Annotated in this window: 14 protein-coding genes; 9 read left to right on the top strand and 5 right to left on the bottom strand. The window is 50.5% G+C overall.

The features are described from left to right. Window positions 1-123: 123 nt before the first annotated feature. From ACNQKP_RS13705 to ACNQKP_RS13665, 9 genes are all read left to right on the top strand, one after another. On the top strand, window positions 124-696 hold the full coding sequence (locus ACNQKP_RS13705; protein ID WP_417865216.1) for a hypothetical protein: 573 nt from the start codon (window positions 124-126) through the stop codon (window positions 694-696). Window positions 697-774: 78 nt separating this feature from the next. After that, entirely contained in the window at window positions 775-1467 is a 693-nt protein-coding gene (locus tag ACNQKP_RS13700) for an RluA family pseudouridine synthase (RefSeq protein WP_417865214.1), read from the top strand. A 92-nt stretch (window positions 1468-1559) separates the two neighbouring features. Next, window positions 1560-2492, top strand: coding sequence for a hypothetical protein (locus ACNQKP_RS13695; RefSeq protein WP_417865212.1), 933 nt, complete (start codon window positions 1560-1562; stop codon window positions 2490-2492). A gap of 163 nt (window positions 2493-2655) precedes the next feature. Then, complete coding sequence (locus ACNQKP_RS13690; protein ID WP_417865210.1) at window positions 2656-2964, top strand: hypothetical protein; 309 nt, start codon at window positions 2656-2658, stop codon at window positions 2962-2964. Window positions 2965-3110: 146 nt separating this feature from the next. Continuing rightward, window positions 3111-3566: a cytochrome c nitrite reductase small subunit gene (nrfH, locus tag ACNQKP_RS13685; RefSeq protein WP_417865208.1), complete on the top strand. Its 456-nt coding sequence runs from the start codon at window positions 3111-3113 to the stop codon at window positions 3564-3566. Window positions 3567-3575: 9 nt separating this feature from the next. Next, window positions 3576-4955 carry an ammonia-forming cytochrome c nitrite reductase subunit c552 gene (locus tag ACNQKP_RS13680; RefSeq protein ID WP_417865206.1) on the top strand — a complete coding sequence of 460 codons (1380 nt, stop codon included), beginning with the start codon at window positions 3576-3578 and terminating at the stop codon, window positions 4953-4955. A 19-nt stretch (window positions 4956-4974) separates the two neighbouring features. Then, window positions 4975-6330, top strand: a complete 1356-nt coding sequence (locus ACNQKP_RS13675; RefSeq protein WP_417865204.1) for a cytochrome c biogenesis protein ResB — start codon at window positions 4975-4977, stop codon at window positions 6328-6330. Between the two features lie 67 nt (window positions 6331-6397). Continuing rightward, entirely contained in the window at window positions 6398-6688 is a 291-nt protein-coding gene (locus ACNQKP_RS13670; RefSeq protein WP_417865202.1) for a hypothetical protein, read from the top strand. A 145-nt stretch (window positions 6689-6833) separates the two neighbouring features. Then, window positions 6834-7232 carry a hypothetical protein gene (locus ACNQKP_RS13665; RefSeq protein WP_417865200.1) on the top strand — a complete coding sequence of 133 codons (399 nt, stop codon included), beginning with the start codon at window positions 6834-6836 and terminating at the stop codon, window positions 7230-7232. Here the strand turns inward: ACNQKP_RS13665 and ACNQKP_RS13660 are convergent, their stop codons facing one another. The 5 genes from ACNQKP_RS13660 to ACNQKP_RS13640 form a co-directional block, all read right to left on the bottom strand. Next, the gene (locus ACNQKP_RS13660; RefSeq protein WP_417865198.1) at window positions 7233-9422 is read right to left on the bottom strand and encodes a DUF748 domain-containing protein; all 2190 of its coding nucleotides are present in this window, start codon (window positions 9420-9422) and stop codon (window positions 7233-7235) included. It abuts the gene before it with no gap. Window positions 9423-9485: 63 nt separating this feature from the next. Continuing rightward, window positions 9486-10961: a chemotaxis protein CheW gene (locus tag ACNQKP_RS13655; RefSeq protein WP_417865196.1), complete on the bottom strand. Its 1476-nt coding sequence runs from the start codon at window positions 10959-10961 to the stop codon at window positions 9486-9488. Window positions 10962-10970: 9 nt separating this feature from the next. Continuing rightward, complete coding sequence (locus ACNQKP_RS13650) at window positions 10971-11441, bottom strand: chemotaxis protein CheD (protein WP_417865194.1); 471 nt, start codon at window positions 11439-11441, stop codon at window positions 10971-10973. A 1-nt stretch (window position 11442) separates the two neighbouring features. Further along, window positions 11443-12267, bottom strand: a complete 825-nt coding sequence (locus tag ACNQKP_RS13645; protein ID WP_417865193.1) for a CheR family methyltransferase — start codon at window positions 12265-12267, stop codon at window positions 11443-11445. 2 nt (window positions 12268-12269) lie between these two features. Beyond that, complete coding sequence (locus ACNQKP_RS13640) at window positions 12270-14348, bottom strand: methyl-accepting chemotaxis protein (RefSeq protein ID WP_417865192.1); 2079 nt, start codon at window positions 14346-14348, stop codon at window positions 12270-12272. Window positions 14349-14652 lie beyond the last annotated feature (304 nt).

The following is a 14652-nucleotide window of genomic DNA, read 5'->3' as shown; positions in this document are numbered from 1 at the left end:
GTCCAGGTCCCAACCTGTGAATCACCTTCCATAGGTATTCACCTATAGAAGGTATATACAATATCTGACTTTACATATAAATGCCTTCATAATAGCTTGCGATCAACAAATTGGAGGTATCTTATGAAATCACTTTTCCTGGCCGCTGCTCTTCTTCTTGGCAACTCAGCAATGGCCTTAAATCTGGAGTGCACGGACAGCCCCTCTTTCACACAACGTAACTTCTTCATCAACCGTGACGGCGCCATCGGCTTTGACGGCACCTACATCACTCTGAACGCAGAGTTAGGCTACTGGGGCAATCGCGGCAACTACGACCTTTCTCAAGTCACAGGGCGTGCAGCGGATGCAAATAAAACACTGACTGGCATGACATTGGCCATCAGTCCGAAAGCCGCCTGCACGAATCCCCACGGGGATCTTATGAAAACGTCGTTCACATGCGGCCCGGTGCAAGCCACCATCATTGCCAAGGGGGAAAGCACCTCCAGTGAAAATGGAATCTTTGACCGTACCACCATTTACAGTCAGCTGAAAGGTCAGGTGACGGCCTCGTTGTCCATCAATCCCAATGGAACTATGCTACTAAAAGCCACCGTGACTTCATTGGGTAACACCCCGATTGAACTGGAAGTTCCGGTTCGCGACTCAAAATACTGCAATATCACCGGTGACAAAGTCAGCCAGGACAATTAATACATTTTCCAGAAAATCCACTAGGCACCTGCTGTCAGAATAGGCTAAAAACAAGCCCTCAACAGACAGCAGGTTCCAATGAAAAAGATCCCCAAAAAACACCAACCCCGCGGCTTTGAAATTCTTCACGAAGACCTGGATGTCATCGTCGGCAACAAGGCAGCCGGTGTTCTGACTGTGGCGGCTAAGTGGGATCGAGACAATACTGTCCACAACCTGCTGAATCTGTACGTCCGTAAGGGCAACCCCCGTTCCAACAAGTGTGTCTTTGTCGTGCATCGTCTGGATCAGGCCACAACCGGTGTTTTGATCTTTGCAAAAACCGAAGAGGTTATGCACTTTCTGAAAGACGACTGGAAATCCACGATCAAAACATACTACGCGATTGTTCACGGCAAGATGCCGAAGAAAAGCGGCACGATCACCAGTTATCTGGAAGAGGATGAAAACTACGTTGTCCATTCCAGCAAGGATTCCGACAAAGGAAAGTTGGCAATCACCGAATATGAGGTTCTGAAAGAAACTGAGAAATTCAGTCTTTTGAAAATCAACCTGCTGACCGGCAAGAAAAATCAAATCCGCGTGCATCTGGCTGGCGAAGGACACCCCATCGTCGGCGATCCCAAGTACGGAAAGCCCACAACGAACTTCAAAGAACTGCGTCTGCATTCTGCCAGTCTTGAGTTCACTCACCCGCACAGCAAAAAGCGCATCACCATCAAGGCTCCTGTCCCGAATTATTTCCGCACGCTCATTGATTACGAATATTAAAAGGCCAGTCTGATCCTGACTGGTTTGGCAGCGTAAATTACCAGTGATACTTTGAAGCCATCAGCTCCACACATTCGTACAAGGAGGTGGTTATGCGTTTCAAAATAATATCACTTTTTGCGACGTTGTTATTGTCTTCATTCTCGGCCCAAGGGTACGTTCCCAACTCGCCCCTCACGACAAATGATCCTTCGTTCGGTATGACCGGAAAGTTCAATCCCGCCGGGTGGTCCGATTGGATCACCATCGGTGGTATTGGCACTTCCGATCCGGCCAGTTGTTCCATGTCGGGTTTTCGTAACATCGTGTTTGTGAAAGGCACCGACAATGCGCTGTGGTCGCGCTATTGGAATGGCGCTGGCTGGTCGGAATGGTTTTCTTTAGGGGGCGTGCTGACGTCTTCTCCGGCGGCAGCCTGCCAAGGTGAACAGATCTATGTCTTTGCCCGAGGCACTGACAATGCTCTCTGGGCGCGTTACTGGTGGGGATCTCAGTGGAGTGAATGGATCAGCATCGGTGGTGTGCTGACATCAGGCCCTGCGGTGACTTCATGGGAATTTGGCCGGGTGGATGTCTTTGTTCGCGGCACCGACAATGCTCTCTGGCACAAGTGGTTCGCCAGTGGCGCGTGGTCTGAGTGGGAATCCTTGGGTGGCATTCTGACTTCCGACCCTGCGGCGGCGTCATGGTCCGCCGGAAGAATTGACGTCTTTGTCCGTGGCACTGACAACGCCCTCTGGCACAAGTGGTTCGCGGGTGGCTGGTCCGGCTGGGAATCTCTGGGCGGAATTCTGACCTCTGATCCCGATGTGGCTTCCTGGGGCGCAGGAAGACTGGATGTTTTTGTTCGCGGCACTGACAACGCCCTTTGGCACCTGTGGTGGGATGGCAAATGGAGCTCGTGGGAGTCCTTGGGAGGAATTTTAACCTCCGGCCCCGGAGCTGCCGCATTGGCTCAAGGGTATCTGATCATTTACGTGAAAGGAACTGATCAGGCTCTCTGGTTTAAGGCCTTTACACCTTAACAACCTATTCATCACAAAAAACTGACACCGAGTGCTCCGTCGGAATCTGACGGAGCACACAATTGAAAAATCCCGTGAATAATTTTTATCCGACCCTCTGCCCCCATAGTGATTCGTATTTGTCTGTGCTAAAGAGGGCTCTTAAAAAACCACGGAGTTTCCCATGAAATCATTGATTCTTGTTCTGATGACCCTCGTTTCCACTTCCGCGATGGCTGCTAAACTTGAAAAACTTCCCTGCGCTCAGTTTGCACAAGGTGCCGCGGAAGCTGATTATCTGCGTGACGCCACCGGCATCCAGGGCCACGAATTTGAGTCTTCCATCACTGCCTACGTAAAAATTGACCAGCGTCAGGCTGCTGTGACTGTTGAAATCTCTGGCGCCAACGACGAAGGTGACACTTGGACAACTCAATATGAAGTTGTCGTGCAGGCACCGGCTTGCACACTTGTTGAAATCAGCGCGAAGTAAATAATCGCCGTCATAGTTTCTGTTAAAATACCGCCGACTCCACCTCTGGGGTCGGCTTTTTTATGCCCTTCAACCCGGGTTGGATTGAAGAGCCCAGTGTCGGAATAAACCTACTCAATTATTGAAAAGTAATTGATAATCCGTTTATGTCCAACTTCAGCAAACTCAATCTGCTTATTTTGCTTCTTTTCGGTATTGTGATCGGCTTGGGCTGCTATTCATTCATCTATGCCAAAGGGTATTCGTACCTGTCGGACGATCCCAAGGCCTGTGTGAATTGCCATGTAATGCGCGAAAATATGGATTCATGGCAAAAGTCCGCCCATCACCACGTCGCTAAATGCAATGACTGCCATCTGCCCCACAACATCGTCGGCAAGTATGCCGTCAAGGCGCTGAATGGCTGGAACCACTCCGTGGCCTTCACCCTTCAGAACTTTCACGAGCCCATCCTGATCAAGGAACACAGCCTGAAGGTGGTAAAAAGCTCCTGCCTGAACTGCCATCAACCGATGGTGCAGGCCATGGATCGCACCGATAAAAATCACAACGAGGAAGCCAACTGTCTGCACTGCCACCGCGGTGTGGGACACGTTCGATAGGAGTCTGATATGAATAAGAACAAATGGATGTTTCTGGCTGTCGGCGGCGCTGCCATCGTCACAGTTCTGGTCACGGCATTGCTGGTGAATATCTTTGAAAGAAAATCTGAAGAGAAAAATCCATTCTATCGCGTGGTTGAGATCACTGACGACATCGATGATCCGGCGATCTGGGGGAAAAACTTCCCGCACCAGTACGACTCTTACCTGAAAACAGCGGACATGACCCGCACCAAGTACGGTGGCTCTGAAGCGTTCCCCCACATCCCAACAGACAAAGACCCCCGTGATGTGGTGTCCGCTCAAAAATTGGATGAAGATCCCCGCCTGAAGACCATGTGGGCCGGATACGCCTTTTCCAAAGACTTCCGGGAAGAGCGCGGTCACGCCTATATGCTGGTGGATCAGATTTTCACCGAGCGCCAGAATGTAGTGAAACAGCCGGGCACGTGCCTGAACTGCCACGCCTCCACCTATTTGTTGTATAAAAAACTGGGCAATGGCGACATCACCAAGGGCTTTGAAGAGATGGGGAAAATCCCTTACAAAGACATCGTGCACTCAGTTCAGCACCCGGTGTCCTGCATCGACTGTCATGACCCGTCCACCATGTCTTTGCGTATCACCCGTCCGGCCTTTATCGAAGGCATCAAGCTGGTCAAAGCCCAGCAGGGCATCAAGGAATACGACGTCAACAAAATGGCTTCCCGCCAGGAAATGCGCAGCTTTGTGTGTGGCCAGTGTCACGTTGAGTATTTCTTTAAAGGTGAAGAAAAACGCCTGACTTATCCATGGGGTAAAGGCCTGAAGGCCGATCAGATCATGGAATACTACAAAGAAAACGGCTTCAAGGACTGGGTGCATGCCCTGACCGGAGCGGAAGTTCTAAAAGCGCAGCACCCCGAGTTTGAAATGTTCAATCAAGGAACCCACGCCCGCGCTGGTGTAGCCTGCGTGGACTGTCACATGCCTTATCAGCGTGTCGGCGCTATGAAAGTCACCGATCATCAGGTGCGCAGCCCGCTTCTGAATATCAACAAAGCCTGCCAGACCTGCCATAATGTGCCCGAGGCAGAACTGAAAGCCCGCGTGGAAACAATCCAGGATCGTCATATATCTTTGCGTGATGTGGCCTTTGATGCGCTGGTGGACTACATCAATGACCTGAAAGAATTTAAAGACGAAAAGAATCCGTCTGAGACACTCATGAAAGCCCGCGCCCTGCAAAAAGAAGCTCAGTTCCTGTTCGACTTTGTCGAAGCTGAAAACTCCTCTGGCTTCCATGCTCCTCAGGAAGCTGCGCGTATTTTGGGTCTTTCCATCGAAAAAGTCCGTGAAGGACAAAAACTGGTGGCAAGCCTTCGCGCCAAAAAAGTAGCCGGAAAGTAGTTTCCGCGTGTTTCGACCGGTGATTCGTTTTTTTGCTTCCTTAAAACTGGCGGTGGTCATCATCGCCGTTTTAGCTGTACTGATTTCCGTGGGCACATTCATTGAAGCCCGCTTTGATGCCTGGACTGCCAAGCAGCTCGTTTACAACTCTGTCTGGATGTACACTGCCTTGGGACTGTTGGTCACAAGCCTTGTCGCCGTGATTGCCGATCGCTGGCCTTGGAAGCCCCGCCATGCGGCGTTCATCTGTGCCCATGTCGGCATCATCATGATCATATTTGGAGCGCTGTTAACCCAGCTCTATGGCGTGGACGGCATCATACGTCTGACCCGCACTGCTGAAGCTGTCAGCGAAGTTCAACTTCAGGACACACAGCTGACCGTCTACCGATCGCGCACAGGGGACGGCTATGACAAAGTCTATTCCGAAGAAGTGAACTTTCTAAAAAATCCCATCACCGCCAGCGAACCGTTTCTGATCAAGGCCAAGGGGCTGCATTTCGAATTGCTGGAATCCATCCCCTATGGGCTGGCACAAACCCGTGTTGAAGCTTCGCCGGCAGCGCAAAGCGGTTCCGCCGTGCGCTTTCAACTGGCCAATGCCAATGTCAGTGAAATCGACTGGCTGATTCAGCGCAACGCCTTTGAACGCGCCGAAAAACAAATCGGCCCGGTGCTGGTGACCATGGGAGGCCTGTGGGAACGCCGTCCTGAGATCAACGAAATCCGTCTGTATCAGAATGAAAAACAGCAGCTGAACTATGCCCTGTACAGCAAAGACAGTCAGAACCCTTATAAAAAAGGCACCCTGACGGAAGGCGACCGCATTCAAACCGCGTGGATGGGCCTTGAGCTTCGCACCCTTCAGTTCCTGACCAAAGCTGTACAGAAATACGAAGTTCGTTCCATGGATCGTCCCACCCCTGCCACGCGCGCTTCCCTGAAAGTTCGTTATAACGGACAGGAAAGCTATCTGGTGCTAAATGACTATATCAAAGTCTTCACAGACGAATGGGTTTATCTGGTCGCGTATCATCACAAAAAAATCCCTCTGGGATTTGATATCTCTTTAAGAAATTTCAAAAAAACAGATTATCCCGGCACCATGCGCGCTATGGCTTACGAAAGCGAAGTGCAGTTCGCTGATCAACGCGCGAATATTTCAATGAACGAACCCCTGAAGCATCAGGGTTATTATATTTATCAAGCCAGTTTTGAAGAATCCCCGAATGGCGGAGTCACCGCCTCGATTCTGTCAGTGAATCGCGATCCCGGTCGTGTCTGGAAATATCTGGGATCGCTGGTGATGTGTGTGGGAATCATTCTGCTGTTTTACTTCCGCTATCGTCCGCATGTTCGTCCACGTTCCACCTAAGAAGTGACCGAATACATATTGCCGCCTTGAGAGTTTGATACACAATAAACAGCTCAAGGAGGATTTCATGAAAAATATGGTTATGGCTCTGTTTATGATTCTGGGGCTGTCGTGTTTTGCTCACGCTGAAGAACAAACTCTGGTGACACTGCCGGTAGAGATCGAATCCATGGTTGAGATGTCGACAGCCGAGATACCGGCCGAGGTGGATCTGCAGGGGGGCGGTGGATCTACATCCCGTTACTGCTGCATGAACCGCGGGAACTATTGCGACATGGGCTACACCGACCGCTTTGGTCAGCCGTGCAAGTGCTACACCGGCAACAATGTCTATCACGGACACGTCTGTCGCAACTAAGAACGGACTTCCCTTGGGCAAGTCTGCCCAGCGGCTTCCTTTCACGCTGGCAGGCTTGCCTGATTCCCGAATATGAAACCATCTTAATTTAAGTCCCGTTGACAAATTTTTCCATTAGACCGAGCTTCAGTTGAAAGAGGACTTTATGAAACAACTGGTGCCGGTTCTTTTCCTGATATTTGGTTCTGCCGCCGCGAAAACCGCGTCCCACAGCTTATTCTGCCAACGTCCCTACCACTCGGATATTTTTAATACTGATTTGCGTATCACTGTGAGCAAAGAACCGACCTTGCAGGTTCTTTGGATCGACACCCACATTCCCTATGGAATTCGTCCGATGCCGTATCAGATTCAAACCCTTGAATGCCGCGACAACGGTGTCAGCATCGTCGCGGGTGACGCGGATATCGAACGACACGTTGAACTGCATGTGGATGGTGACCAAGGAAAACTGGTCTATCTGGATGGCCAGGGCCCCAAAGATCCGGCGATAATCTATACCTGCTTCCCGGATACCATCCGCAACTTCTGCGCGGGGAATTAATTACTTTTCCTTCAGCAACAAGGTCACCTGTGGGGCCTTGCCTGCCTCTCCGGCACTGCCTGATAACAAGTACAGCCGTTCCGTTTCAACTTTGCCAGCAGCAAGCTCCGTCATGACAGCCTTTCCCCGGGTAAGAGCCAGGCCTTTTAGTTCATCGTCGCTGACGGACAATGCTTCCGCTGTTTTCTTTTCCCAGGTAGCGATGCGCCCGGCTGGGTCTTTGGCAAATTGGTCTTCAATGGCTTCGAAAGCTTCCGGCTGCAAATTCTCTTTTGCGACAATTCGCACCGCTTTGCTGCGATCTTTGTTTTTTGCAAGTAACGGTTCAAGCTTTTCTTCCAGGGCTTTCACCTGCAGCGCCTGCCTGTCGGCCTCCTGATATTCGCCGCGAATCTCAAGATTCAACTGTGGTCGCTCGGCCAGGGCTTGGGCCAGCTTTATCAGCTTTTCTTTTTCACCGGCTTTAAGCTCGCTCTGCCCCGGAGCAAAGAGGATGTCCTGCATGTCATCGCCGCCACCGACCAGGCTTGCGAGAAAATCAAAGGGTGCCGCCACGATATTGATGATCATGTTTTTGACGGCTGTCCAAATCAGATTACCCAATGAGAAGGACGGAGAATTCACATCCCCTTCCACCGGCAGTTGAAACTTGATTTGCCCTTTGCGGTCCTTCATCAACGCCAACCCCAGCTTTAAAGGCCAGCCGGTCGCATTCTTGCTTTCAACCTTGTCCCCCAGAGTGAACTGATCCAGCAGCACCTTGTTGCTGCCTTTGATACGACTGTTGACAAGCTTGTAGTTCAAATCCAGGAACAGCTTTCCTTTTTTGATTTCGTATCCGGCGAAGTGCCCTGAATAAGGCGTAAAGGTCGTCATCTCGATATTGTGGAAGTTCATGTCCAGATCCAGCGTGGGGCGCTTGGTTCCCGGAATCACAAAACCTTTGCCCTTGAATTTTCCGTAGGCTTCAACCTGCCCGGACAAAGCAATTTGAATCTTTTCATCCGCCTTTGGGGAAATCGGTCCGACAGAACCCTCAAGATCATGCACCAGCGCTTTAAAATTCGGACGGATCTGCAGATCCGCGTAGTTCACCAGGCCGTCGCTTAAAGTCAGTTTTCCAATATGATATTTTAGCGGAGCTTTTTTCGTGGCGTCAGCAGGCTTGGTGGTTTCCACTTCCGCGGGGCCCTGCGGAGATTTCTTCACGAAGGAGCGGAAGTTCAACGTGCCGTCTTTTCGCAACTCCACGTCAGTTTTAAGACCTTTCAAATCCAACTCGGCAGCCTTTAAATCCAACGGGCCGGTGGTGACATCTATGCCTTGCAAATCCAACTGCGCCCATTCCACCACGGGCTTATCCTGATTTTCAGGCACCAGCGCCAAGTTGTGGATCTGGGCTTCGCCTGTTACACGCACTCGGCCATTCTGATATTGAATGCGTGACACGGTGTCGGCCTGCCCCTTTTTCAGCGTCAAATAAGTATGATCCGAAAGATAAGCTGTCAAAAAATCCAACGGTACTTGACGTGCTTCCACGGTAAGATTGACGGTGACAGGTTTTAACTGCATGTCCCCGCTTAAATTCAATGATCCTTGTTCACCGAAAGAAATGTTCAAAGACTTCAAAGAGGTCGTGGAGCCCAAAGATGTGCTGATATTGGCAGCGGCCAGATTCATGGGTCCCAAAGGAAGTTCCAGCGGCGTGGCGTGAGTGTAGTCAAAAAAGTCCACACCACTTTCACGGATTTGAATTTGCTCCAGCGTCAAAATCCAATCTGAATCCTGAGAAGTGTCTTTTTCGGGTTCCCCGGTCGGCGTCAATTCCCAATTGGTGTCACCACTTTTAAACACCGCAAAGCGCGCCGAGGCCTTGTCCAGAGAAACGCTTTTCAGACGAATTTCCTGATTGAACAAAGCATAGAGAGTCAGATTCACCGAGAAGCGTTCAAATGCCAGCCGTGGTTTTTCCTGATCTTTTGATGGCAGCAGGAACTTTTGAATTACAAGCTCAAAGGTGAAGGGATTGAGCGACACCGAACCCACCTGCGGGGTTGTCTGAAGTCTTTGTTCGGCTTGTTTGATGATTTGGGATTTTATAATCCAGGGAACCAGAATGAATCCAGCAAGGCCATAAAGGCCAAGAACCAAAATGCTGATTTGCAGGATTCTTTTTACAGTCTTCGTCATACAGTTCCCTCTGCATGAGTACTCCAGCACTTGGGCGCGAACGTCAAGTAATCAGTTTGTCATTTATGCCGCGCGGACATCCAGCCGATTCATAAGCTCAGGCACATCCAGAATCATAAACGTCTTTTTTACACCGGCAAGGTCCGTGACTTCGACAATTTCTTTCATATGGCCCTGCAGAGTCTTCGTCGCTTCCGGAGCAAGGATCGTCGGAATACGCGTCTTATTGGCCTCATCCACGGTGTCAATGGACTCCACAGAATCCACCAGCAGACCGAACTTGCTTTGCTGGCCCTTGACGATCAAAACCCGTGAGTTCGCAGGGTCTGTGGTCGGCTTCATTCCATAGAAGGTTCGCAAATCAACAATCGTCACGACCTCGCCACGCATCTTCATCATGCCCACGACATATTCCGGATAACCCGGCGGCCGCATCAATTCACCTTCGACCTTGGCAATCTCGTCAATCGAACTTAAGCGCGTCGACAGCATGAAATCCAGCCGGAAGGAAATATACGGCTTTCTTTCGGTCCTGGCTTTGGCCGCCTCGGCCTCTTTCTCGCGATTTCCATACAAAGAATCATGCCCGCGAGTGATAGCCAGGATCTCTTGGTCTGAAAGAATTTTGCTTTCGTTCAGCAGCACAACATTGGCTTTATTTTCCTGCGCCAGCAGCCCGCGCATCATCTCGACTTTTTCCTGTGCAAACATGGGAATCGGCAAAACTTCCTCTTCAAAGAAAGTTACGATGCTGTCGACACTGTCGACCAGAAAACCCACCTGAATATTCTGAAGCTTCAAAATCACGATGCGACGGGACTCAAGGTCCTTGCATTCTTCGCCTTCAATCTTCAGGAACATGCGAAAATCCAAAATAGGAATGATCGTGCCACGCAGGTTCACCATGCCGATGCAATAGTCCACGGCCAGAACGCTGCGTTTAATCTCGGGTACACGGATGATCTCGCGAATCCCGGAAATACTCAGACCAAATTCCAACGCTCCAGAGTGCACGGTGATGCACTGTTCCCGTTTGGAGGCCTTGCGGGTCATTTCCGTCTCCGTACTGCGGCTTTGCTCCAGAATCTGCGGGATATTTTCGATTTTAACCAAAGCTTCAGGATCCAGCACCTCAACGATGCGGTCCCCGCCGTTAAGCTTCAGGATACTGCGGATCACTGACTTGCGACCCTCCAAAGGGTTTTCAAAGCGCGAGACATCCCCGGCCTGAACATTCAAAATTTCCGAAGTGGAGTCAAAAAGCAAACCGATGCGCACGCTGTTGACATGCACGATCGCCACTTTTTTGACACTGTTGTTGCCGGAAGTTTCCACATCCAGCAGGCGGCCGATATCCACAATCGGAGTGACCGTGCCACGCAGGTTAAACAAACCCGTCAGATAATCCGGCGCCAGCGGCACCAGAGTGATTTTTTCCGGATAGTTGACGACTTCCTGCAAGGACGAGATTGAAACGGCCAGTTCAGTCTGACCCAGTCGGAAAGAAGCAAACATTTGCATATGCGAAGAGTTTTTCATAGTTTCTTCCTAACCCGTCTTGGGAAGTCTTTCGATGGAATAGTCACCGTCACCGGCGATACGCATCTTGGTTCCCTGTTCACCGCCGGGCTCAAAGGCCACGATGCGAATGCGGTGTTTTTCCAGCACCGCTTTTGCCGCTTTCAGATTTTCATCTCCGACGACAAATTTGGAATAGCTTTTATCCCCGTCCATCATGCGGCCGCCACCGGCGACGATGGCCTCCATTTCGGAAACATCCGCCAAAGTCGCGCCCATTCTTTCCAGCATGCGGGGAACGGTTTGACTGACATAGCGGGCATCTTTGTCCTCTTTGAAGGTTTCCGGGTACGGCAGCAGGCAATGAGCCAGAGCCCACTTGTTCTGGCGTCTCCACACCAGAGCAATTCCCACACACGAACCCAGCACAGTCTTTAACACCTCGCCGTTTTCAGCGATCAGGATCTGACCAATTCTGACGTGGTGTTCGACTGGCAACATATCAGCCCTTCACATAGATCAGAGGTTTTTTAAAGTTGAACTGAGTCTTATGGCGCGCCAAAGACTCGGATTCACCCAGGATCAGCATGCCTTCCGGCTTCAAAGCCCGGTGCATATTGGAAAGCACCAGTTCCTGATCCTGATCGTTAAAGTAAATCAAAACATTGCGCAAAAAAACGATGTCAAACATCAGACCCTTCGGAGGCGCCTTGTGCAGATTGTGCTGGAAAAAATCCAGATTGGCGCTGATCACCGGGCTGATGCGGAAAGTGCCATCGGCCTGCTCGCGGAAATATTTTTCAACAAATTCCGGACGGCGACTTTTCAATTCATCCAAAGTCCGGTCTTTGAAAACACCCGAACGCGCCTTTGCAAGCACTTCTGTGTCTATATCTGAACCCATGACTTTGTATTTGAAAGAAGGATGTTTGAAGCGGAATTCTTCGCAAGCCATACCCAAAGAGTGGGCTTCTTCACCGGTCGAGGCCGCCGCCGACCATATTCTGAGGATCGTATCCGGATTCTTTTTATACCATTCCGGAAGGTACTCGTTCTGGAAAAAGTCCCACACCGCCTGGGTGCGGAAGAAGTGGGTTTCATTGGTTGTGACGAGATTTACGAAATCCTGAACTTCGACTTTGCCCTGTTCCAGATGGTCAATGTAGTCTTCCAGAGATTCAAGCCCCAAAACCCTCAGGCGCGGTTTGATCCGGGCGGCAAGCATGTCACGCTTGCGCTCTTCCATCGTGATTCCGGTATGTGTCTTCACCAAAGAAAGCAGCCTTGTCAGGGCTGCTCCTTCCAGTTTCTTTGCTGCTTCTGCCACGTTTACACCACAAATCTAGCCACGGTTCTGTTCAGATCATCGGCTTCTTTCACCAGCATCCCGGTGTTGTTTGCAATGGTTTCAGATGATTGCGCCGATTTCTCGGATTCAGCAGCAATGTGCTGAATCGAAGCACTGACGCCTTTGGCTGCCTCAGACTGCTCTTCCGCCGCCAGAGTGACTTCAGAGATGGACTGGGTGGTCTTTTCGATGCCCGCCACGATTTTGCTGAAGGCTTCGCCGGCCTGCTTGGAAATGGAGCTGCCCTGTTCCACGCGCTTGGTGGATTCGTTAATCAGTTTGGAAATCTCTTTGGTTGCCTGAGACGATCTTTCCGCCAGTTTGCGAACCTCGTCCGCAACCACCGAGAAGCCCAGACCGTGCTCACCGGCACGTGCCGCCTCGATCGCCGCATTGAAAGCCAGAAGATTCGTCTGACTGGCGATCTCGCTGATCACCTTGATGATCTCGCTGATGTCTTCAGAGGACTTGTTGATCAGCTCCATAGCCTCGATGGACTTGGCAATGGCCTGACTGCCCTGTTCAGCTTCCTTCTGCGTGACTTTCGCCAGTTCATTGGCCTGTTTGGTGTTGTCAGCAATCGATGCGATGGACGCTGTGAATTCTTCAATGGAAGCGTTCATTTCCTCAACTGTCGCGCCCAAACTCTGGGCGCCAGCGGCCACGGAAGTGGACTGCTCGGCGATGGATTTGGAAGAGGTTCCAAAGTTGTTCGCAGAAGAGACAACCACGGAGATCACTCCCCGCAGATCCACCATCATTTTCTGGATACCATCCGCCAACTGGCCAATGGCATCCGCGCCGGAAACCGTGATTGGTGAAGTCAGATCGCCGGCTGCAGCTTTATTTACTGTCAGCAGCAGGGCATCCACTTTCATCTGGTCTTCTTCGGCTTTTCTTTTTACCTCTTGCTCCAGTTCAACCTGCCTGGTGATGTCACTGGCGAATTTCACAACTTTATAAGGCTTGCCATTCATATCCATGATCGGATTGTAAGTGGCCTGGATCCAGATGGACTTGCCCCCTGCACCCACACGCTGATACCGGCCGGAATCAAATTCACCGCGGTTCAGCTTCGCCCAGAAATTAGCATAGTCAGGACTTGCCGTGTATTCACTGCTGCAGAACATGCGATGATGTTTTCCCTGAATTTCCGACAGGCCATAACCCACCGTTGCCAGGAAGTTTTCATTGGCACCGATGATTGTGCCATCCATATTGAATTCGATCACCGCCTGCGCTTTTCCGATAGCGGAAATTTTTCCGGCATCTTCGGCGGCTCTCATTTTGGCGGCCGTGATATCAGTGGCAAATTTCACCACTTTGCAGGGTTTGCCATCAGCATTGAAAATCGGATTGTAAGAAGCGTTAATCCACACCTCGCGACCGCCCTTGGCAAAACGCTTGAATTCGCCCGCCTCAAACTCCCCGCGCGCCAGCTTTTCCCAGAACATTTTGTATTCCGGAGAATTTGTATAAGCCGGGTCGCAGAACATACGATGGTGATGGCCCTGGATATCATTCAGTCCATAGCCCACGGTCGCCAGGAAGTTTTCATTGGCGCTGATGATCGTGCCATCCAGGTTGAATTCGATCACGGCCTGCGCACGGCTGATCGCCGTCACTTTGCCCTCATATTCAGAGGTTTTGGCTTTCTGAGCCGTGATGTCGGTGGCGAACTTCACCACTTTGCAGGGATTGCCTTCATTATCAAAAATCGGATTGTAAGAAGCGTTGATCCAGATTTCTTTGCCTGCTTTGGTGAGACGCTTGAATTCACCGGCAACAAATTCGCCTTTAGCCAAAGTCTGCCAGAATTTCTTGTATTCCACGCTCTTGCCATACTCTGGTTCACAGAACATGGAGTGATGGTGGTCCTGAATCTCTTCAAGGGAATACCCCACTGCGCTCAGAAAGTTTTCGTTGGCTGTGATGATAGTTCCATCAAGGTTGAACTCGATTACTGCCTGCACCCGATGCAGAGCTTTGATTTCTTCGCGGAGGCTGGTAAGTTCATCAAGCTGGGGACTTTGTTCTACAAGTTTACGTGCAGTACTCATCGAAGGTCTCTCCTTACAAATATTCGACCTACAACTGTTCGGTAGGAATATTTCAAAGGACGAGAGGATCATTTTGTTTTGTCTAAATCTTAATCTTCACGCGGAAAGGCGAGAAAATTAGGAATCAGTAATCATATAAACTAATGCGCATTTTAGGGGTTTTGAGTCCCTTGAAGTTACAAAATGCCCGTTTTGTCTTGCCGGGCTGTAATAAACAACCCGCAATCCGAGCAGAAGCTCACACGAATGGAGGAGATATTTTATTTCGGACACTTTTAGGTTTACCGGTCTTTTACCGTTCGTT

Source organism: Bdellovibrio bacteriovorus, assembly GCF_048286975.1.
GTDB lineage: Bacteria > Bdellovibrionota > Bdellovibrionia > Bdellovibrionales > Bdellovibrionaceae > Bdellovibrio > Bdellovibrio bacteriovorus_H.
Note: the sequence above shows the minus strand (reverse complement) of the source record. Positions and strands in the feature narration are given on the sequence as shown.